Origin of the sequence: Pseudomonas sp. HPB0071 (assembly GCF_000478505.2) — a bacterium.
Taxonomy (GTDB): domain Bacteria; phylum Pseudomonadota; class Gammaproteobacteria; order Pseudomonadales; family Pseudomonadaceae; genus Chryseomonas; species Chryseomonas luteola.
Genome location: NZ_KI517367.1, coordinates 734,017 through 753,828, shown reverse-complemented (window position 1 = coordinate 753,828; position 19,812 = coordinate 734,017). Strand labels below are relative to the sequence as shown.

Annotated in this window: 18 protein-coding genes; 12 read left to right on the top strand and 6 right to left on the bottom strand. The window is 56.5% G+C overall.

Annotated elements, in window-relative coordinates; translation table 11 throughout:
* The first annotated feature begins 9 nt into the window (after nt 1–9).
* Entirely contained in the window at nt 10–963 is a 954-nt protein-coding gene (locus tag HMPREF1487_RS03825; RefSeq protein WP_010795276.1) for an NAD-dependent epimerase/dehydratase family protein, read from the top strand.
* A gap of 100 nt (nt 964–1,063) precedes the next feature.
* Complete coding sequence (locus HMPREF1487_RS03820; RefSeq protein WP_010795275.1) at nt 1,064–1,975, top strand: hypothetical protein; 912 nt, start codon at nt 1,064–1,066, stop codon at nt 1,973–1,975.
* 44 nt (nt 1,976–2,019) lie between these two features.
* Here the strand turns inward: HMPREF1487_RS03820 and HMPREF1487_RS03815 are convergent, their stop codons facing one another.
* Genes HMPREF1487_RS03815 through HMPREF1487_RS03805 form a run of 3 tightly spaced genes read right to left on the bottom strand, consistent with a single transcriptional unit; the run spans nt 2,020 to nt 4,579 of the window.
* Complete coding sequence (locus HMPREF1487_RS03815; RefSeq protein WP_010795274.1) at nt 2,020–3,069, bottom strand: alkene reductase; 1,050 nt, start codon at nt 3,067–3,069, stop codon at nt 2,020–2,022.
* A 21-nt stretch (nt 3,070–3,090) separates the two neighbouring features.
* Nucleotides 3,091–4,254: an MFS transporter gene (locus HMPREF1487_RS03810; RefSeq protein WP_010795273.1), complete on the bottom strand. Its 1,164-nt coding sequence runs from the start codon at nt 4,252–4,254 to the stop codon at nt 3,091–3,093.
* A gap of 28 nt (nt 4,255–4,282) precedes the next feature.
* A complete protein-coding gene (locus HMPREF1487_RS03805; protein WP_010795272.1) occupies nt 4,283–4,579 on the bottom strand; it encodes an ArsR/SmtB family transcription factor in 297 nt (98 codons plus the stop codon).
* A gap of 361 nt (nt 4,580–4,940) precedes the next feature.
* Here HMPREF1487_RS03805 and HMPREF1487_RS03800 point away from each other — a divergent pair, with 361 nt between their 5' ends.
* The 6 genes from HMPREF1487_RS03800 to HMPREF1487_RS03775 all read left to right on the top strand — a co-directional run bounded on the left by HMPREF1487_RS03800 (nt 4,941) and on the right by HMPREF1487_RS03775 (nt 11,955).
* Nucleotides 4,941–5,621 carry a YiaD family glycine zipper/OmpA-like lipoprotein gene (locus tag HMPREF1487_RS03800; protein WP_010795270.1) on the top strand — a complete coding sequence of 227 codons (681 nt, stop codon included), beginning with the start codon at nt 4,941–4,943 and terminating at the stop codon, nt 5,619–5,621.
* A gap of 173 nt (nt 5,622–5,794) precedes the next feature.
* Nucleotides 5,795–7,960, top strand: a complete 2,166-nt coding sequence (locus tag HMPREF1487_RS03795; RefSeq protein WP_010795269.1) for a putative bifunctional diguanylate cyclase/phosphodiesterase — start codon at nt 5,795–5,797, stop codon at nt 7,958–7,960.
* A gap of 199 nt (nt 7,961–8,159) precedes the next feature.
* Nucleotides 8,160–8,744 carry a YceI family protein gene (locus tag HMPREF1487_RS03790; protein WP_010795268.1) on the top strand — a complete coding sequence of 195 codons (585 nt, stop codon included), beginning with the start codon at nt 8,160–8,162 and terminating at the stop codon, nt 8,742–8,744.
* Nucleotides 8,745–8,770: 26 nt separating this feature from the next.
* Complete coding sequence (locus tag HMPREF1487_RS03785) at nt 8,771–9,931, top strand: phospholipase D-like domain-containing protein (protein ID WP_010795267.1); 1,161 nt, start codon at nt 8,771–8,773, stop codon at nt 9,929–9,931.
* Between the two features lie 65 nt (nt 9,932–9,996).
* A complete protein-coding gene (locus HMPREF1487_RS03780) occupies nt 9,997–11,274 on the top strand; it encodes an acyltransferase family protein (RefSeq protein WP_010795266.1) in 1,278 nt (425 codons plus the stop codon).
* Nucleotides 11,275–11,370: 96 nt separating this feature from the next.
* Nucleotides 11,371–11,955 (top strand): DJ-1/PfpI family protein, encoded by a 585-nt coding sequence (locus HMPREF1487_RS03775; RefSeq protein WP_010795265.1) that lies wholly within the window; start codon nt 11,371–11,373, stop codon nt 11,953–11,955.
* Between the two features lie 61 nt (nt 11,956–12,016).
* On the opposite strand, the gene HMPREF1487_RS03770 is transcribed toward HMPREF1487_RS03775, so the two are convergent.
* On the bottom strand, nt 12,017–13,540 hold the full coding sequence (locus HMPREF1487_RS03770; RefSeq protein ID WP_010795264.1) for a fumarate hydratase: 1,524 nt from the start codon (nt 13,538–13,540) through the stop codon (nt 12,017–12,019).
* Nucleotides 13,541–13,843: 303 nt separating this feature from the next.
* Here HMPREF1487_RS03770 and HMPREF1487_RS03765 point away from each other — a divergent pair, with 303 nt between their 5' ends.
* Both HMPREF1487_RS03765 and HMPREF1487_RS03760 read left to right on the top strand, forming a co-directional pair.
* Nucleotides 13,844–14,953, top strand: coding sequence for a GGDEF domain-containing protein (locus HMPREF1487_RS03765; RefSeq protein WP_010795263.1), 1,110 nt, complete (start codon nt 13,844–13,846; stop codon nt 14,951–14,953).
* 1 nt (nt 14,954) lies between these two features.
* The gene (locus tag HMPREF1487_RS03760) at nt 14,955–15,893 is read left to right on the top strand and encodes an iron-sulfur-binding ferredoxin reductase (RefSeq protein ID WP_010795262.1); all 939 of its coding nucleotides are present in this window, start codon (nt 14,955–14,957) and stop codon (nt 15,891–15,893) included.
* 42 nt (nt 15,894–15,935) lie between these two features.
* Here the strand turns inward: HMPREF1487_RS03760 and pyk are convergent, their stop codons facing one another.
* On the bottom strand, nt 15,936–17,387 hold the full coding sequence (gene pyk / locus HMPREF1487_RS03755) for a pyruvate kinase (protein WP_010795261.1): 1,452 nt from the start codon (nt 17,385–17,387) through the stop codon (nt 15,936–15,938).
* Nucleotides 17,388–17,614: 227 nt separating this feature from the next.
* Between pyk and HMPREF1487_RS03745 the strand changes: the two genes are divergently transcribed.
* A complete protein-coding gene (locus HMPREF1487_RS03745; protein WP_010795260.1) occupies nt 17,615–18,004 on the top strand; it encodes a tetratricopeptide repeat protein in 390 nt (129 codons plus the stop codon).
* Between the two features lie 92 nt (nt 18,005–18,096).
* Nucleotides 18,097–18,456: a PilZ domain-containing protein gene (locus HMPREF1487_RS03740; protein WP_010795259.1), complete on the top strand. Its 360-nt coding sequence runs from the start codon at nt 18,097–18,099 to the stop codon at nt 18,454–18,456.
* 24 nt (nt 18,457–18,480) lie between these two features.
* Here HMPREF1487_RS03740 and HMPREF1487_RS03735 read toward each other — a convergent pair whose 3' ends face one another.
* Nucleotides 18,481–19,812 (bottom strand): DUF58 domain-containing protein, encoded by a 1,332-nt coding sequence (locus HMPREF1487_RS03735; protein ID WP_010795258.1) that lies wholly within the window; start codon nt 19,810–19,812, stop codon nt 18,481–18,483.

The following is a 19,812-nucleotide window of genomic DNA, read 5'->3' as shown; positions in this document are numbered from 1 at the left end:
GGAGATCTGATGCGAATTCTGGTGACGGGCGCGAGTGACTACATTGGTGCACGCCTCGCCCTGGATCTATTGGCGGACAAGCATTTGGTGCGTATTCACGGTCAGCCGGGAGCTATGCTCGATGCGTTGGTAAAGCAGGGCGCTGAATATATCCCGGGGACCCTGACCGACACGGAGCAGGCGCGGCGCCTGTGTGATGATATCGATGCCGTTGCACATTGTACCGATGGCGTAGGCGATCTTTCGGCGCAGGCCATGGACGCCAGTTTTTCCTTTATCGAGGCCTGCCTGCATATGCGGGTCTCGCGCCTGGTCTATCTATCTTCCAGCCATGTTTACGAAGCGGGAGGGGAGGCGCTCAAGGAGGATGCTGTACCTGCCAAGCCGCGGACAGCCGAGGCGCAGCGGCGCTTGCAGATCGAGCGCCTGGTTTTTACAGCAGCAGAGTTCGGGTTGGACGTCATTGTGTTGCGCCCTGCGCAGATTATTGGGCTGCCTGATAACGCTTGGGCGCCAAAGCTTGTTCAGCTCAACCGTCAAAAACGCCTGCGTCAATTGGGTAACGGTCTCAATCGCTGGGACTTCACCAGCATGAACAGCCTTTGCACGGCTCTGGGTGTAGCACTTATGACCGAGCATCCAGACGCGCTGAATAAGGCTTTCAACTTGAGCGAGGGGCAATCTCAGCCGGTATGGGACGTGGTGAATTATCTGATGCGCCGTCTGAAACTACCGGTTCTGGGGCAGGCCACGGCTCGCATTCAGCCAAAGGTTCTGCTGCAAGATATGCTTGCTGCAATCAAATCCGCCAGAAAAGAACGTGAACCCGATCCTCTGCACCTGATGGATCGCAATTTTACACTGGATATCAATCGGGCCCGCGATATCCTGGGTTTTCAACCCCAGACCACGGTCTGGAAAGCTTTGGATGAATATATTGAAAACCGCTCCGCAAGGCGATAACGCCAGACTGCCAGCGCTGTGATGGCATTTGTATACTAGCTTTTTGAGAGCAAGCCCCGTGCCTGTCGGCTCATGCTTTTTTCACCAATGAAGGTCCGCCATGCGAAACGATTCATTTGATGAACTCGACAATGTACCCAGCCTGACGCCTGACAAGGACCTTAGCGAAGACTTTGGGCGTGCCAGCCACGGTAGGCATCATCGCCATGCGCCTGTGGAACAGGGGCGGGAAGTCGAGGCCCATGTCGCGGCTAATCCCCAAGAGCCATTACGGGCTTCGCGTGGAGCCAAGCCGGCCCGCGTTCCGAGCACAGGTCCTCTATGGGCATTGATTGCGGCCATGATCATTGCGTTGGCGGGGCTGGGTTGGTGGAGTCATCAGCAAATTCAGCTCATGCAGGAGCAGGTTGTCGCGACCCAGGAGAATTTTGCACGAATCAGTGAAGAGGCTGCCGGTCGGCTTCAGGATATCTCGGGCAAGCTGGTTGCCAGCGAGTCAAGCGGGACGTCCAGTCGTGAGTCCTTATTGTTGCGGCTGAAAAATATCGAGACCAAGGTAGCAGACGTAGCCCGCCAGCAACAGGCGGCAGTGGATGCGCAAAGTGCCCTAGACAAGCGAATCGACCAGCTGGCCGCTGACTTCAAGACGCAGCAGGGCAACGCTTCAGATCTGAATGGCCGTGTAACGGCGTTGGCTGATGAGCAGGCTGGCCTGAAAGCGGCGCAAGGGGATTTGAAACGTTTCAGTGATCAGATCGATTCGCTCACGGCACAAAACAAGAGTTTGCAGGCAGATATCGCCGCGCTCAAGAAACGGGGCGACCCTTCTGGTGCTATCGAAAACCTGCAGCAGGATCTTCTTGTACTACGCAGTGAGCTGGACTCACATAGCAACAACAGTGGACCGGATTCCGCTTCGTTCGATGCGTTCAGGGCCCAGACCGTGCGCAATATCAGTACGATTCAGACCCAGCTGCAGAACCTTCAGCAGCAGATTAACACCCGCCGCTGACATTCTTCAGACATGAAAAGCCCCGCCAGAGCGGGGCTTTTTTATTACAGCCGGGGGTAGTCGATATAACCTACAGGGCCAGGCACGTAAAAGGTTTCCGGGTGAGGCTCGTTCAACATGGCCTGACGGGCAAAGCGCTCCGGCAGGTCAGGGTTGGCGATAAACGGAACACCAAACGCTACAGCGTCGGCGGTTCTACTTTCCAGCCAGGCATTGGCGCTGTCATGGGTGAAGCGTTCATTGGCGATAAAAACGCCGCCAAAAGCGTCCTTAAGTTGTGGACTAAGGCTGTCATCAGCTTCAGCCTCACGGGCGCAGATAAAGGCAATGCCGCGCTTGCCCAGCTCACGGGCCAGATAGCCGAAGGTCTCGGCCGGATTTTCGTCGCCCATGTCATGCAGGTCACACCGAGGCGAAAGGTGAACGCCTACACGATCGGCGCCCCAGACATCGATACAGGCATCGGTCACTTCAAGCATCAGGCGAGCCCGGTTTTCAATGGAGCCACCATATTGATCGGTACGCTGGTTGGTGCTGGTTTGCAGGAACTGGTCCAGCAGATAACCATTGGCCCCGTGAATTTCTACGCCATCGAAACCCGCTTTTCTGGCGTTCTCGGCACCCTTGCGGTAAGCCTCGACGATACTGGCAATCTCTTCGGTTTCCAGGGCACGCGGGATGACGTATTCCTGCTTGGGACGGACCAGGCTCACATGACCGTTGGCGGCGATGGCGCTTGGAGCCACCGGCTTTTCGCCCTGGAGGTAAAGCGGTGCGGAAATACGTCCTACGTGCCAGAGTTGCAGCATGATGCGACCGCCTGACTTGTGCACGGCTGAAGTGATCTTTTTCCAGCCCTCCACTTGTTCGTCGGACCAGATGCCCGGGGTATTTGGATAACCCACGCCCATTGGGTCGACGGAGGTGGCCTCGCTTAAAATCAGACCAGCCGACGCACGCTGCGCGTAGTACTCGGCCATAAGGTCGGTAGGGACGCGATTATCATCTGCGCGACAACGAGTCAGCGGTGCCATGACGAAGCGGTTCGGCAATTCCAGTGCGCCGATTTTGATCGGATCAAACAGGTTGGGCATGGTAACGACTCCGTAGGTGAATCATTGGCTGACAGCCAAGCCGCTTTTCCGGGCATGGCTAAAGGTCAGTAGGGTCAGAATCAAGGCAATCAGGGCCAGTCCCCCGGCAGCCAGCGGAACGCTGGTCAGGCCCAGTCCATGGGCGATAACGCTTCCTCCTACCCAGGCACCCAGCGCGTTGCCGACGTTGAAAGCGCCAATGTTCAAGGTGGAAACGAGGTTGGGTGCGTCCTTGCCAAAGGTGACCACGTTGATTTGAAGTGCGGGAACCGCTGCAAAGGCGCAGGCTGCCCACAGGAACAGGGTGATCTCGGTAGCGACCATGCTATGACTGGTCCAGGCCAAAAGGGATGACACGACGGCCATCGCGATGAAGATACCTATGAGCGTTGTGGACAGACGCCAGTCTGCAAGGCGTCCACCCAGGATGTTGCCGAGGGTAAGGCCTACACCGATCAATAGCAGCGTGCTGGTTACGCCATACTCTGACAGACCTGTTACATCAGTAAGCAGCGGTGTGATGTAGGTGAAGAGGGCAAACATCGAGGCAGAGAACATCACTGTCATCGAGAGGGACAGCCAGAAGCCGGCCCCCTTCAGCGCCGCCAATTCACGGCGCAGGTCGGTTTTTTCCTGTGGCGCCTTGCCGGGCAGAACAAGCCAGAGACCTGCCAGCGCGAGGACACCGATGAGGGATACGGCCGCAAAGGTTGAACGCCAACCGGTTGCCTGTCCTAGTGCTGTACCTAGCGGTACGCCAAGAACGTTCGCCAGCGTAAGGCCTGTGAACATGAGCGCGACGGCAGAGGCTCGGCGGTTCGCTGGCACCAGACTGGCCGCTACCACCGAGCCGATACCAAAGAATGCGCCGTGGCAGAGCGCCGTGATGACGCGAGCCAGCATCAGGACGTTGTAGTCTCCGGCTAAGACGCAGAGCACATTGCCAATGATAAAGATGCCCATCAGCACGAGCAGGGCCATCTTGCGTGGCCAGTTGGCCGTCACCATCGCCATGAAGGGCGCACCGATTGCAACACCTAATGCATACCCACTGACGAGCCAGCCAGCTGATGGGATGCTGACATGAAGGTCATTAGCTACATTGGGCAAAAGCCCCATGATCACAAACTCGGTGGTGCCGATGGCAAAGGCGCTAAGCGCCAGCACTAACAATGAAGCGGGCATCGCATCTCTCTATGGTAAGGCGGAAGAATCAGAGCTCTCGGCCCAGCTGCTCGACGAAGGCATTGATCACTGCTTCGTTACGCTTGTAGAAGACCCATTGGCCAACACGCCGGGTTGTAACGAGGCCGGCACGCTGAAGCGTGGCTAGATGAGCCGAGACTGTGGATTGGGAAAGTCCCGTTTTCTGATCGATAAGGCCTGCGCACACGCCAATCTCCAACGGGTGGTCCTGTTGGATGAAGTGTTTTTCCGGTTCACGCAGCCAGGCCAGAATGTCTCGTCGGACGGGGCTGGCTATCGCCTTGATCAGATCATCGATATCCATAATGTTCACATATCGGTTTATCGGGATAAGGCGAACCTTATATCGAAATGACACGATATACAATGTTGTTTAGCTACCTAATGTCTGATGCAGATACGCTGATTGTTCAAGAAGGTGCTTCGGCATCTGGTCGTACACTACCGTTTAGCGGTTTCGTCCAGAGAGGGGCACGTTTATCGACTAGTCTTGTGCGGTCGTTCAGCCGTTTCGCTGAAGCGAATTGATTATTCGTCCTGATACCGGTAAACCGCTCTTTCGCCATGGGTTCATTAGGACTTTCATGCGAAAGCATGACTGCTCATGGCTATTCTTTCTGTGAAAAGAGCTGTTTTCACAGGTCCGTTAGAAGTTGGAGAAGTTCATGGCGTCTATGAAGCGTCCTTTGATTCTGGCACTGGCCGGTGCGCTACTTGCAGGGTGTGCATCCAGTAATCCTTACGAAAACCAGGGCGGTAGTGGCGGATCCCGTACCGCGACCTATGGCGGCCTGGGCGCATTGGCGGGTGCTGTCGCCGGCGCAGCCATCGATCATAACCATCGTGGCAAGGGCGCTTTGATTGGCGCAGCGGCGGTAGGCGCAGCGGCAGCGGGCTATGGTTACTATGCGGATCGTCAGGAAGCCGAGCTGCGTCGTCAAATGCAGAACACTGGCGTAGAAGTACAGCGCCAGGGTGATGACATCAAGCTGATCATGCCGGGCAACATCACGTTTGCAACGGATTCGGCCGATATCGCTGGCAATTTCTACAAGCCGTTAAACGATCTGGCGACATCCTTTAAGCAGTTCGATCAGAACAGTGTCGAAATTGTGGGCTATACCGATAGTACAGGTAGCCGTGCGCACAACATGGATCTGTCCAATCGACGTGCCCAGAGTGTAGCGAACTACCTCGTCGCTCAGGGTGTCGATGCTTCACGTGTTAGTACGCGTGGTGCCGGGCCGGACCAACCGATCGCGACCAATGCGACCGCTGATGGTCGTGCTCAGAACCGTCGTGTCGAGGTCAATCTAAGGCCGTTGCCTGGTGCAGTGACCCAGTAAGTGCACCCTCCGTGATGCTACCGTTTAGCGGAATCTGGTAGCGTCACGGTTTGGTCAAGAAAATGGCGCTGTATTTTTGTTGTTCTGGATAATAACCTTATCGCCAAACCTCGGTTCTATTAGTGGCATGCAGTAGAGCCTTGCCGAGTGCTCGAAGGGAGGAGTTGTATTCAGTGCAGTACGAACTGAAAGGAGGCGACACGGAAAGTCCAGTTCCTAGTATCAATCAGGGGCCTGTACTGCTCGTTGTCGATGACCGGGTAGAAAACCTCATGGCCATGCAGGCACTGCTTGAAATAGAGGACTGGCGTGTCTTGACCGCCAACTCGGGTGAGCGTGCCTTGAGATACTTGCTCGATGAGCCTATAGATCTCGTACTGCTGGATGTGCAAATGCCCATCATGGACGGCTTCGAAGTCGCTCGGATGATACGCGGCAATCTGCGCACCCGCTTTACACCAATCATATTCGTCTCTGCCGAGGCTCACTCTTACGAGGCTGTTCTACGAGGCTATGCTACCGGTGCGGTGGATTACCTGCTCAAGCCGGTCGATCCCAACATTCTACGGCACAAGGTGCGCTCCCTTCTCGAACATGAGCGCAATCGTCGCGAACTCCTGCAGCTGAGTCAGCAGCTGGAGCTTGCCAAGGCATTTAGTGACTCCCTGCTCGATAATGCGGCGGAAGGCATTCTGGTCGTTAATGAGCATGGCCTGATCACATTTGCCAATGCGGCGATTGCCCGCATGCTCAAGCGTCATATCAGCGATCTCGTGAATTCCGAGTTCATGGCTCACTTGAGCAATCCTGATCTAGGGGATAGCTGGGCCGACTCGACGTTCATGGAGCACTATGAAAGACGTGAAACCTATCGCCTGCATGATGCCAGTCTGTGCACATCCCGAGGCGGCATATTGCCGGTGACTCTTTCCTGTGCGCCTCTGCCGCGGATGCAGCGCGCCATGGTGATGATTGCACTCGACATGTCCATGATGCGCGAGCTGCAGGATCAACTGGAATCGCAGGCGGTTACCGATGCCTTGACCGGTTTGCTCAACCGGCGGGGCTTCAACCAGACCCTGGAGGCAGCACTGGCTCGTACGGGGCGTAACGGCAAGCGCATGGCCGTTCTCTACATTGATCTGGATGGCTTCAAGAAGGTGAACGACTCGCTTGGTCATGAGGCTGGCGACCGTGTGTTGTGCATGATTGCCGAACAGCTCAAAACCTGTATGCGTCCTTACGATGTACTGGCGCGTATGGGCGGTGACGAATTCACCGCGTTGCTTGATACCTTGGATCATCCCGAGGATGCCGCCCGGGTCGCCGAAAAGCTGCTTGAGCTGATGACCAAAACGCACACTGTTGACGGTGTAGAGGTCAGCTTGGGCGCAAGCATCGGGATCGCGAGCTATCCCGAGTGTGGTCATAGTGTCGACGGATTGCTGCGCTCGGCCGATATCGCCATGTATGAAGCCAAGCGAGGTGGCCGCCAGCAATACCGCTTCTTCTCACCGGAGATGAATGGCCGTGCACGCTCGCGCCTCATGTTGGAGGAGAGCGTCCGCAATGCCATCGATAACAAGGATTTCGTGCTGGCTTATCAGCCTCAGGTATACCTGAAAAACGGCAAGCTGCGCGGCTTTGAGGCCTTGTTGCGGTGGGAGCACAACGTGGCGGGCAAGGTTTCACCGAACGTCTTTATCCCGCTGCTGGAAGAGACTCGGCTGATCAATCGCATCGGTGATTGGATCTTTCGCGAAGGCGCTATGAAGCTGCAAAGCCTGTCCGAAGTCTACGGCAACGGGCTTTTGCTGAGCATCAATTTGAGTCCTGTCCAGTTCGGCATGCCGCAGTTGGCTGAAAGCCTTCGGCAGATCATCGACAGTTATGGTTTGCGACCCGATCAGCTCGAGATTGAGGTAACCGAGACGGCTCTGATGCATGACATTGATTACACCCGTGCTCAACTGGCACAACTGCGCGCGCTTGGTGTTCGAACAGCCGTGGATGATTTTGGTACGGGGTATTCTTCACTGGCCTACCTGCGTCACTTCGAGCTCGATACCTTGAAGATCGACCAGTTGTTCATTGCCAATATGCTCGACTCGCCACGTGATGCTGCAATCGTCAGCACTATTCTTGAGTTGGGACGTAACCTGGGGCTTGAGGTGGTGGCAGAAGGTGTCGAAACACTTGAGCAGCGGGAGTGGCTGCTTGAGCACGGCTGCGAGATCATGCAGGGCTTTCTGGTTTCCAAGCAGCTCAATTCCGATGTGACCCAGCATTTTCCTGATCGCGTGGACTGGAGCAGTCGTCGTCCCGACTACCCGCTATAGAAGTGTCCTTGCTCACACTCCTCATGTGGGCAGGGAACTCGCCGTTGTGATGGGTGCCGTATAAGCCATACCGTGATTGGATCAGGTCCGGTCGGGTCTATCGCTGCTCAGTCTGTTGGATAGAAGGCGCTCGCAAGAGGCTCATGTCAATACTGTGCGGCAAGGTCCTGGTGAGCCGGACAAACTCTCAGGAGAGCTCATGCGCGCATTTATCCTAGCCCTCACAGTGGCCTTCAGTCCTTTTGTCTTCGCGGATTGGCAGGTTGAGTCAAGCTACTCTCGTGTCAGCTTTGTAACCGTGAAGCGCGGCAACATGGCTGACGTTCAATTTTTTTCCACCGTAACGGGCGTGATCGATCAGCATGGTAGTGCTCGATTGGCGCTTCCATACGAGTCACTGGACAACACCCTGGCGCTACAAACCGAGCGGATGAGAGAAACTCTGTTCAAGGCAGATCAGTATCCGGAAGCGGTCATTACCAGTCAGATCGATCTGCCTACCTGGGAGCAAATGCCGGTAGGAAGCATTCGCCAGGAAAAGCTGGACTTCGAGCTTGAAATCAACGGCCAGAAGCAGCGCTTGAAAGCGGATGTTTCGGTTACCCGAATCGGGGAAACATTGGTTCAGGTCAGTACTTTGCAGCCGGTGTTGATCAAGGCGATTGACTTCAGCCTGTTGGAAGGGCTGGACAAGCTCAAGGAAATTGCCAGTGTCCCCTCGATTACACCTGAGGTGCCCGTTTCTGTGCTGTTAACCCTTCGCCACGTGCCTACCCCTACCTGAGTGGCGGGCTTTTCAGGAGCGTCATCATGCCAGGTGCGGTGTATCCATGGCGCGAACAAAATGAATATGAGCTGCTGGTTGATGGCGGGTGTTTTTTTCCTGCCATGCTGGAAGCCATATCCAAAGCCCGGTATAGCATCGACATCGAACTCTATCTGGTAGAAAAGGGCTCGTGTGCAACTGCCCTGATGGAGGCCTTGATTGAGGCGGCGCATCGGGGAATACAGGTGCGTTGTCTTTTCGATGGTTTTGGTACGCTCAAGATGGACGACATGCACCGGACCCAGTTGAGCGAAGCGGGCGGTCAGGTGCGTATCTATAATCCGGTAGGTCTCTGGCGTGGCTGGCGCAACCTATACCGTGACCATCGCAAGCTCCTGATTGTGGACGAGTCGCAGGCCTTTGTGGGTGGAAGCGGGGCAACCAATGACTTCTGGACGCCAGGGGAGGAGCTTTGCCAGTGGCATGAAGTGATGGTGAGCATGCGCGGGCCGTTGGTGTCCGACTGGATGAGCTTGTTCCAGCGCCAATGGCAAGCCTGCCATCAGCGGCATGCTTGGAAGCCTGAGGCCAGCCGTGGTCGTATTCTGGTTCCAAGACCGCCGCAGGCAACTTCGGGTCTTGGGCGGGTGGCCTATGCTGATGCTCGCCAGCATCGGGACATTGTACTGTCCCTGGTTCGAGCCCTGATTGTTGCCAAGAAGCGTATCTGGTTTGCTACGCCATATTTTCTACCGTCGTGGCGGGTCAGGCGAGCCTTGCGCAAGGCCGCTCAGCGAGGCGTCGACGTGAGGCTGATTCTGACGGGCCGGCATACGGATAATCCCCCCGTCCGTTTTGCCGGGCAGCGCTATTATCCGCGCTTGCTCCGGGCAGGCGTGAAGATCTATGAATATCAGCCGCGTTTTTCCCACCTCAAGATGGTTCAGGTCGATGACTGGGTCAGCGTAGGCTCATGCAATTTTGATTACTGGAATCTTCGGTTCAACCTTGACGCCAACCTGGAAGCCATTGACCCGACGCTGAGTCAGGCCGTCAGTGAGTGCTTTCTAGCGGACTTCCAGCAAAGCCGCGAAATCACGCTAAAGGATTGGCGCAACCGCCCTTGGTGGAAACGCCTGCGTGAGCGTCTCTGGGGTACGCTGGACCGTCTGGTGCTGACCGTTCTGAGCAAGCGTAAGTCTTGAGTAAAGCAAGCCTTGCATTTTTTTAAGGCGATACACTACGCGCCTTGCAGTAAGGAGTGAGCGTAATGCTCAAAATAGAAAAACAACGATTCATTGGGCTTGAGTGGCTTCGCTTCCTGATGGGTCTTTATGTGGTCATCTACCACACCATTCATTTTTATCCCGAACGCAAAACCGTTCCGTTGCTGGACGAACTGACCAGTATGGGTTTTTTTGCGACCAGTACCTTCTTTGTTCTGTCCGGGTTCTTGCTGGCGCACGTCTATCTCACTGATAATCAGATGCGAGAGCCTGCCAGGAGTTTCTGGGTTAAGCGATTCTCCAATCTGTATCCGATTCATATATTCGCGCTGCTGTTTTCCATAGTCGTCGTAACCTGGATCGGCTTCATGGCCATACCGCCTGATGGAGCCAAGGCCAGCGTCCGGTTCGTGGTTTACGACACCAACGAGGTGCTGGCCCGAACCAATCCGGAACTGTTCCAGCACTACATGACCAATCTGGAGCTTGCATTCAATGGGCTGCTGCAGATTACGATGCTGCAGGCCTGGAATCCCTACTACCTCACCTTCAATGCGCCGCTCTGGTCCATTTCGGCGTTATTCTTTTTCTATCTGGTCTTTCCCTATGCGGCGCCGCGCCTGATGCGTGCGCGCAACAAATGGGGTGTGCTTGCCATCATAGGCCTGTGCTACCTGATTCCTCCTGTTCTGGTGATCTGGAGCCAGGATTACGGCATGCCGTATACCGGTTTGCTGCAACGAGTCCCATTGCTGCGCCTGCCGGAGTTTCTGGCTGGCATCGTGGCGTATGGCCTCTTCCGTCAGCAAAGTGAGCGAGGCGCGCAGCCAAGCCGGGCCATCCGCCTGGTGATGACCGGCTATCTGCTATTGAGTTTTGCAGTGGCCACCGCGCTGTTTACCCATGGTCCCAAACTCTGGTACTTCCTTCTTCATAACGGTCTGTTACTGCCGTCTCAATTGATACTGGTCTATCTCAGCGCATTGGCGCAGGAACCAAAGAGCGAATGGCTTAAACACTGGTCGCCCCGGCTGGGTGCGGCATCACTGTCCATGTTCGCACTGCATGTGCCATTGTCAGGACTGTTCATGACGCTCGAGAAATGGATTATGGGTGACTTCCCGTTGTGCTTTAGCAACTGGAGCGCGTGTATCGAGGCTGCCGGTCACGTAGAGAACGCCATTGAGGTTTACGGACTCTTCCTGCTGTTTGTGATTTTCATCTGTGTGATTTTCCAGGAGCAGGCCGTGGCACCTACCCGGCGATGGTTGATCAGGCATTTGTTGCCCAAGGTAGAAAAGACCAGGCAACTGCCTACATAGCGCACAGGAAATATTCAGGCGCCGGGTCTGCCAGGGAACTGCAGGTGGACCCTCTGCTCGAAGAACAGTCGAACCCACCTTTGGAAGGAGACTGCTATGGCGGCAAAGAAAATTCTCATGCTGGTAGGTGACTTCATCGAAGACTATGAAGTGATGGTGCCTTTCCAGGCGCTACAGATTGCCGGACACCAGGTGGATGCTGTCTGTCCAGGCAAGGCACCCGGCGATACTGTGCAAACCGCCATACATGACTTCACTGGTGAGCAGACCTACAGTGAAAAGCCGGGCCATCGCTTTACGCTCAATGGGGACTTTGCCAAGGCACGTGTAGACGACTATGACGCTCTGGTCATTCCTGGAGGGCGGGCACCCGAGTATTTGCGCGTCAACGAACAGGTGCTTGAGCTGGTAAGAGGATTTTTCAAGGCTGACAAGCCCGTTGCTGCACTGTGTCATGGTCCCCTGATCCTGGCAGCGGCCGGCGTGCTCAGGGATGGCGTTGAGTGCAATGCCTATCCGGCGTGTGCGCCTGATGTCAAAGGGGGCGGTGGGACCTATATTGAATTACCCATGGACGGTGCTCATGTCAGCGGCAAGCTGGTAACCGGTCCGGTGTGGACCGCTCATGTGGAGTGGTTGCGCAAGTTTCTGGAAGTGCTCGGTACACGTATCGAGCCTTGAGTCAGTGGTGCAGATGCAATAAAGCCCGGCTGTACCGGGCTTTATTGTTCATCCTACGGGCTTAGGAAACTTCAACCGCCAGACTTTCAGCGATTTTCTTCTGCCAGATTTGCGGGCCGGTATTATGCACGGACTCACCATTGCTATCGACCGCAACGGTGACCGGCATGTCCTTGACCTCGAACTCGTAAATCGCTTCCATGCCCAGCTCAGGGAAGGCCAGGGTCTTGGAGGCCTTGATCGCCTGGGCCACCAGATACGCTGCACCGCCTACGGCCATGAGGTAAACCGCCTTGTTGTCCTTGATCGCTTCAATGGCGATTGGGCCGCGCTCGGATTTGCCGATCATGCCGAGTAGACCCGTTTGCTCAAGAATCTGACGGGTGAACTTGTCCATGCGGGTAGCCGTGGTGGGGCCTGCCGGACCTACGACTTCGTCGCCAACCGGGTCGACCGGGCCAACGTAGTAAATGAAGCGACCCTTGAGGTCTACGGGGAGCGTCTCGCCCTTGTTCAACATATCGACCATGCGCTTATGCGCAGCATCGCGGCCGGTCAGCATCTTGCCGTTGAGCAACAAGGTCTCGCCTGGTTTCCAGGTCAATACTTCTTCCGGGGTTACCGTATCCAGGTTGACGCGACGTGCAGAAGGGCCAGCTTCCCAGACAATTTCCGGATAGGCATCCAGCGGCGGAGCTTCCAGGGCAGCGGGGCCAGAGCCATCCAGAATGAAATGGGCATGGCGTGTCGCTGCACAGTTCGGAATCATGCACACCGGCAGCGAGGCCGCGTGAGTCGGATAGTCCTTGATCTTGACGTCCAGAACTGTGGTCAAGCCGCCCAGGCCCTGAGCGCCAATACCCAGCTGGTTGACCTTTTCGAATAGCTCCAGGCGCAGCTCTTCGATACGGTTCTGCGGGCCGCGGGCTTTCAGCTCATGGATATCGATTTCCTCCATGAGCGATTCCTTGGCCAGAACCGCTGCCTTTTCGGCCGTACCACCGATGCCGATACCCAGCATGCCGGGCGGGCACCAGCCTGCACCCATGGTCGGAACGGTTTTCAAAACCCAGTCGACGATAGAGTCGGACGGGTTAAGCATGGCCATCTTGGATTTATTTTCGGAGCCGCCGCCCTTGGCTGCAACATCAACCTCAACCTTGTCACCAGGAACGATGCTGTAGTGGATGACAGCTGGGGTGTTGTCCTTGGTGTTTTTGCGCGCACCGGCCGGGTCGGCCAGGATGGATGCACGCAGAACGTTTTCCGGCAGGTTATAGGCGCGGCGAACGCCTTCGTTGATCATGTCGTCCAGGCTCATTGTGGCGCCGTCCCAGCGCACGTCCATGCCAACCTTGACGAATACGGTCACGATACCCGTGTCCTGGCAGATCGGACGGTGGCCGGTCGCACACATGCGCGAGTTGATCAGGATCTGGGCCATGGAGTCGCGTGCGGCAGGGGATTCCTCACGCAGGTAGGCCTCGTGCATGGCCTGGATGAAATCCACGGGATGGTAATAGGAGATGAACTGCAGGGCATCAGCAACGCTCTGGATCAGGTCATCCTGCTTGATCACGGTCATGTACGCGCTCCTTATTAGGCTATCAGTACTGCGCGGTTCTCGTGTCTCGTCCGTGGCGTCGTTTTGGAAGCAGGCGAAAGTCGTCTGATCACGAAAAGCAGCGTCCGGGCGCGCAGGTCCGGCTTCCAACACTGAGAAAAGAAGTCCAGACACCACGTCTAGGGTGTAGCCGACACGACAAAGGCGGGGCAGTATAGCGCTATGAGACGCTTGAGCGAAGCCGACCAGCTGATAAGGAAATACGTCACAGAAACAGAGTAAACTGCTGGCTAATTGCTATGCCATGGATCAGGTGTCGTCACCATGCGGGATCTTACTGTCACGCGCAGCATCAATGCGTCTGCCATCGGTCATCAGGTATTGCCTCTAGCCGTGGTTGTGCTGGCGTTGCTCCCATTGCTGCTGTCTACGGCTGTGGGATTCTATTCATCTTCCATTGCCTCGTTTTTTGCCGACACGCTAGGCTTTCTGGCGGGGGTCGCCGTAATGACGGGAGTGATTGCCTGGGGCGGAGGCAAGCATCTGAAGGCCTTGCCGCTCGAGCCCTATATCATCGTCTCGATTCTGTTTCTAACGTATTCCCTGACCCATATCGTGCATTTGCGTGGCACCTTTCTGGTGTCCTATGTGCTTGTATTGATGCTGGGTATATTTCAGATACGACTGGCGGCGTTTGTACGCTGTGCGCTGCTGGCCTACGGTGCCTATGTAGGGTTGTGCCTATGGATAAACCTTGAGCCACAGGACAGCCGGACCGTCAGAATGATGATTGTCCAGAGCATCATATTAGCCATTGTTCTGGTTTCCATGGTGCTGTTTGCACGCTACCACCACCGTATCCGCTACCAGCTCAACGCTCGGCGGGCCGATCTGGAGCGGCATCAGGACAACCTGCGCCATGTGATGCGTCAGTTGGAAGCTCAGGTGATTACGGACGAGCTGACGGGGCTGCGTAATCGCCGTTATTTTCTGCAAATAGCCAGTGAGGCGCTTCATCGGTTGGGGCATGGCCGAATGCACGGGCTGGCATTGATCGACATGGATTTTTTCAAGCAGATCAATGATCAGTTTGGGCACGGAATAGGCGATCTGGTGCTTAAAACGTTTGCCGAGGTAGGCGAGGCCTGTTTGCGAGAGCAGGACGTCCTGGCGCGTTATGGCGGAGAAGAGTTCGTCCTCCTGCTGCCCTTTAGCGATCCGCAGCAGCTGGTAGTCTGCTGTGAGCGTTTACGTGAAGCCTTTTCAAGGACGGTGTTCGAGCACGCTGATCTGGGCACCTTGACCGTTTCGATCGGCATGAGTCTCATCATGACCGGACGTACCCTTGAGGAGTCGTTACTGCTGGCTGATCAGGCGTTGTATCGTGCCAAGCGTAATGGGCGTAATCGCTGTGAGGTTTCATGGGAGAGCTGACATGCCTAAGCTTGAGGTAGGGGCATCGGTCTGGACAGTCGAGTCGGATCGCACTCTGCTCGACAGCCTGCTCGACGTAGGCCTGGCGGTGCCTTTCAGCTGTCGGGCGGGCAGTTGTCACGCATGTCTGGTTCGGTGCCTTGAGGGGCATGTTGCAGACGCGCAGCCGGAAGCGCTGCCTCCTGAACGGCGAGCCGAAGGATGGCGGCTGGCCTGCCAATGCCGTATTGTAGGTGATGTTCGGGTATCGATCTTCAACCCTGAGGAAGATGGGATTCCTGCGACGCTGACGGCTGTCGATTGGCTAGGTGCAGATGTGGTTCGTTTACGTATGCAGCCGGAGCGGTCCGTACGTTATCGACCGGGGCAGTCCGTAGGGCTCTGGCTCAACGGTATTGCTCGCTCCTATTCCATAGCCAGTTTGCCTGGCGAGGTACCTTGGCTTGAGTTTCACATCGATTGCAGCCGTCCGGGCCAGTTCAGCACTGCCGCACGCGTAATAAAGCCGGGTGATCGATTGTGCCTGGGGGCATTGAATCCCAGTGCGCTGCACTATCCGGCGGAACAACCCGATTCTCCGTTGCTGCTACTTGGCTCCGGCTCAGGATTGGCGCCGCTTTGGGGCATTCTTCGTGAAGCGCTGGATCAGGAGCATGCTGGGCCGATCACGGTAGTACACCGCGCGCGCGCGGCGTCTGGGCATTACCTAAGGCCAGCATTGGATAGATTGGCCGCCGAGCAACGCACTCTGAATGTCGAGTACCTGGATGAAAAGGGGTGGGAGCCGTGGCTCAAGACTTTGCGGCTATCCAGTCGGCGTACGGTCGCGTTGGCTTGTGGCAGTCCGGCATTTGTTGAGGCTGTGTCCCGTCGATTATTCATGGCAGGGCTTCCGCGGGGACAACTGCTGACAGAGACCTTTGTGTCCAAGGCTCTCTAGCATTAAAAAGCCGCCCGAAGGCGGCTTTTTTGTGAGCAATAATCAGACGAGCAGATCACCGACACGGTACATCTTCATGGTGTTGGTGCCGTCACGCTTGGTGTAGCTGTCGCCCTTGGTCAGGATGACCCAATCGCCACGCTCCACGATGCCGCGCTTGAGCAGTTCGTCTACGGCATTCTGGCTGACTTTGTCAGCCGGCATCGACTTGGGATCGAACGGAATGGTATAGACGTTGCGGAATAGTACGGTGCGCGCCTGTGTTATGCGGGATGAAGCAAACGAGAAGATTGGAACGGAGGATCGTAGGCGAGACATGATCAACGGGGTATAACCGCTGTCGGTCAGGCTGATGATGGCCTTCACGCCCGGGAAGTGGTTAGCCACATAGATGGACGCCAGTGCGATACTTTCGTCCCAACGGGTAAAGGTTTGCCCCAGGCGATGGCTGGACAGCTTGCTGGTAGGCTGCTTTTCAGCACCGATACAGATGCGGGCCATCGCCTTGACGGCCTCAACCGGGTACGCACCGGCAGCCGTCTCGGCGGACAGCATCACGGCGTCGGTGTTATCGAGTACGGCGTTGGCAACGTCAGACACTTCGGCGCGTGTCGGCATCGGGTTGGTAATCATCGACTCCATCATTTGCGTAGCCGTGATAACCGCTTTGTTAAAGCGACGGGCATGGGAAATGATGCGTTTCTGGATGCCTACAAGTTCGGCATCGCCGATCTCGACGCCCAGGTCACCACGGGCCACCATGACTGCGTCACTGGCCTGAATCAGACCGTCCAGTGCTTCGTCATTGGCTACAGCTTCGGCGCGCTCGATCTTGGCCACCAGCCAGGCCTTGCCACCGGCTTCTTCCAACAGGCGACGGGCTTCGTGCATATCTGCCGCATCACGTGGGAAGGACACCGCCAGGTAGTCTACTTCCATGGAGCTGGCAAGCTTGATGTCTTCGCGATCCTTGTCAGTCAGGGCCGGTGCGGTCAGACCGCCGCCGCGACGGTTGATGCCCTTGTGGTCCGACAGCGGGCCGCCGATCAAAACGACGGTGTGTAATTCATTGGCCGTTACGCCTTCGACGCGTAGTACCACGCGGCCATCATCGAGCAGCAGCTCATCGCCGACATGGCAATCGGTCACGAGGCCCGGATAGTCGATACCAACGACCTCCTGGGTGCCAGCATCACGTGGATGGGCCGTGGACAGACGGAAGGTGTCGCCTTCCTTGAGCTGGATGCGCTTGTCAGTGAATTTGGCGATACGGATCTTGGGACCCTGAAGATCGCCCAGCAAGGCCACATGACGGCCATGCTTGGCAGCCAGTTCGCGTACCAGCTGACCCCGTGCACGGTGTTCATCCGGGGTTCCGTGAGAAAAGTTCAGGCGGGCCACATCGATACCAGCAATGATGAGCTGCTCGAGCACCTCAGGCGAATTGCTGGCTGGGCCAAGGGTGGCAACGATTTTGGTACGGCGATAAATCATTCAGGTTTTCCTTTCAGATGGTTTCAACCGTGATCGGCAATGAAACGGGCCGAATCTGACGTTTGGCTTCAAAGGCTACTGTGCATTGTAGCCTTGCTGAGCGTCCAGGCACATGAAAGGTTTCATCTCCGTGCGGCAATCCTGAAAAAGTAATGCTTGAATTAACCGGTGAGCTGCGCTTCAGGCCTGGACGAGCCTGCCGATAACCCGGCAACGGAGGATCAATCATGCGTCATATCTTATTTTCGCTCGTCGTCGTGTCGCTGGCCGGCTGTACGGGTGCGTCCATGAATCGTCACATGGACAAGGCTTACGATGCCTATACTGAAGGTGACTGCGATCAGGTCATGCTGGAGCTGTCCCAGGCCGAACGCAAGAGCCGGGCTCGCCCGTGGGTTCAGCCGGAGATTTCCATGCTGCGTGGTCAATGCCTTGAGCGGCAGCGTTTGTATGTCGATGCGGTGGAAACCTATCGCTTCATCGAGAGGCGTTACCCCAGCAGCGAGTATGCGTACCGGGCCCGGGCCAGAATCGATACGCTCACCCAACTGGGGCTCGATGGTTCCAGACCGGTAATCGTTCAGCCACAGCCGCTCAAGCCGGTGCTGGCCAAGTAAAGATGCCCTTTCGCATGCTTCTGGTTATGCTTGTGGTCTGATGGGTGCCGACTGGAGCGGCATCAGACTGCAGTGACTTCCGGGATGGGTCCATGAAACAGAATCGTCATATCGAGCGCCATCAGTTACCGTACTTTCTGAAGGTGTTCAATCGTTTCACTGACAGGCCCATGGGCTATCTGGGTAATATTTCCCTGGACGGGATGTTGCTCATTAGCCAGCTACCGCTGCTGGTTGGGGCCAGATTCGAATTGCGTTTGAAGGTGCCGGGTCAGGACGGGCAGTTGCACTTCATTGACTTTGATGCCAACTGTCAGTGGAGCCGGGAAGACGTAACGCCAGGGTATTACGATTCAGGCTTCTCGATCTCGGCGCCACCGCATGAGTTCACCGAGCTGGTGGAATCGCTGCGTAACTATTTCAGCTTTCACCCCATGCAGCAGTCCGTTTAGGCAGACGAACGCTGCAAGGCTTAGTCAGAGGGTTCCGGCACGTTTCCAGGTGAGATACTGATTGACCAGCTCAGGGCCCACGGCGGCCGGACGTGTATCGATGAGCGCAACACTCTGGGCCGACAGGCGCTCGTGCAGCGACTCCCTGGCCTGGCGGTAATCCATGGCCCCACAATATTCCAGCGCCTCCTCGTAGGTTTCTACCGCCTGCTGCATCTTCGTATCCAGGATATCTTCACGCAGGCTGGCAATCAGCATGCGGTGCTGGCGACCGAGATGGCCAAGGGCAAGCCTTAGATCATCGTCGTCTTCATCACGCAGGTTGGTGACCAGAACGATCAGTGCACGGCGACGCTGGCGGCTGAGAAGCTGCTGGGCGGCTGAACTGTAATCGGCAGGGGTCAGTGTAGGCTTGAGATCATAAACGGCATTGAGCAGCCGGCCCAGCTGCCCATGGCCTTTGGCAGGCGCCACGTGCCGTGGTTGCTCATGAGCAAAGGTGCTGATACCTACGGCATCGCCCTGGCGAAGGGCAACGTGGGCCAGAAGCAGGCACGCATCCAGAGCCTGGTCGAAATGCGACAGCTCACCGTCCTGGCTACGCATACGCCTGCCGCAGTCCAGGAGCAGCAGGATCTGCTGGTCCCGTTCCTCCTGATATTCGCGGGCGATGGGCATTTTCTTGCGTGCCGTGGCTTTCCAGTCCATCTGCCGCAACGTATCGCCCTGGCGAAACTCTCGCAGCTGATGAAACTCGAGCCCCAGGCCTCGTCGAGGTTTCTGCCTGACACCCAGTTGACCTAGCCATTGCTCGCCCGCCAGAGGCGATGAGCTATAAAGACGGGCAAAGTCCGGGTAGACCCGTGCGTCTCCAGGGTGCTCCAGCCGGTAACGGCGCTGCCAGAATCCCAGTGGGCTGGGCAGGATACAATCACAGGCCGGAAAGCGGATATGCCCTCGCTCCAGAGGCCTGATTCGGTAGTGCGCCTCGGTCTGCTGGCCGGGCTTTAGAGTCATCTCCAGCGGTAGATGCTCGTAGGCCACGGAGGCGGGAATATGGTCGAACAGCGTGACGGAGCATTCGCGGGGATAGGAATGATACAGCGTAAGCTGAACGTCGCTCCAGCGTCCCAATGATAACTGCCCGGGCAGCGTACGCTTCAGGATGGGAGGGGCGCGTCGATAGGTACTGACAGCATCGCCTCCGGCCATCAGCAAAAGCGCCAGCAAAGCGCCCCACCAGACGGTATGTAGCGTGTCAGCCACGGAGAGGCCCAGCGCCTCGAGCGTACCGAGGATCAGTGCTGTCCCAAGCAGTCCGGTCAGGATCAGCAGAAAACGTCTGGAGGGCTTCAT

Excerpts from the sequence above, each read along its gene's own strand:
- HMPREF1487_RS03790 (WP_010795268.1), top strand. The coding sequence starts at position 8,160 with ATGCGCGCATTTATCCTAGCCCTCACAGTGGCCTTCAGTCCTTTTGTC.
- HMPREF1487_RS03780 (WP_010795266.1), top strand. The coding sequence starts at position 9,997 with ATGCTCAAAATAGAAAAACAACGATTCATTGGGCTTGAGTGGCTTCGC.
- HMPREF1487_RS03760 (WP_010795262.1), top strand. The coding sequence starts at position 14,955 with ATGCCTAAGCTTGAGGTAGGGGCATCGGTCTGGACAGTCGAGTCGGAT.
- HMPREF1487_RS03820 (WP_010795275.1), top strand. The coding sequence starts at position 1,064 with ATGCGAAACGATTCATTTGATGAACTCGACAATGTACCCAGCCTGACG.
- HMPREF1487_RS03785 (WP_010795267.1), top strand. The coding sequence starts at position 8,771 with ATGCCAGGTGCGGTGTATCCATGGCGCGAACAAAATGAATATGAGCTG.
- HMPREF1487_RS03810 (WP_010795273.1), bottom strand. The coding sequence starts at position 4,254 with ATGCCCGCTTCATTGTTAGTGCTGGCGCTTAGCGCCTTTGCCATCGGC.
- pyk (WP_010795261.1), bottom strand. The coding sequence starts at position 17,387 with ATGATTTATCGCCGTACCAAAATCGTTGCCACCCTTGGCCCAGCCAGC.
- HMPREF1487_RS03740 (WP_010795259.1), top strand. The coding sequence starts at position 18,097 with ATGAAACAGAATCGTCATATCGAGCGCCATCAGTTACCGTACTTTCTG.
- HMPREF1487_RS03770 (WP_010795264.1), bottom strand. The coding sequence starts at position 13,540 with ATGACCGTGATCAAGCAGGATGACCTGATCCAGAGCGTTGCTGATGCC.
- HMPREF1487_RS03745 (WP_010795260.1), top strand. The coding sequence starts at position 17,615 with ATGCGTCATATCTTATTTTCGCTCGTCGTCGTGTCGCTGGCCGGCTGT.
- HMPREF1487_RS03735 (WP_010795258.1), bottom strand. The coding sequence starts at position 19,812 with ATGAAGCCCTCCAGACGTTTTCTGCTGATCCTGACCGGACTGCTTGGG.
- HMPREF1487_RS03775 (WP_010795265.1), top strand. The coding sequence starts at position 11,371 with ATGGCGGCAAAGAAAATTCTCATGCTGGTAGGTGACTTCATCGAAGAC.
- HMPREF1487_RS03800 (WP_010795270.1), top strand. The coding sequence starts at position 4,941 with ATGGCGTCTATGAAGCGTCCTTTGATTCTGGCACTGGCCGGTGCGCTA.
- HMPREF1487_RS03825 (WP_010795276.1), top strand. The coding sequence starts at position 10 with ATGCGAATTCTGGTGACGGGCGCGAGTGACTACATTGGTGCACGCCTC.
- HMPREF1487_RS03765 (WP_010795263.1), top strand. The coding sequence starts at position 13,844 with ATGCGGGATCTTACTGTCACGCGCAGCATCAATGCGTCTGCCATCGGT.
- HMPREF1487_RS03815 (WP_010795274.1), bottom strand. The coding sequence starts at position 3,069 with ATGCCCAACCTGTTTGATCCGATCAAAATCGGCGCACTGGAATTGCCG.
- HMPREF1487_RS03805 (WP_010795272.1), bottom strand. The coding sequence starts at position 4,579 with ATGGATATCGATGATCTGATCAAGGCGATAGCCAGCCCCGTCCGACGA.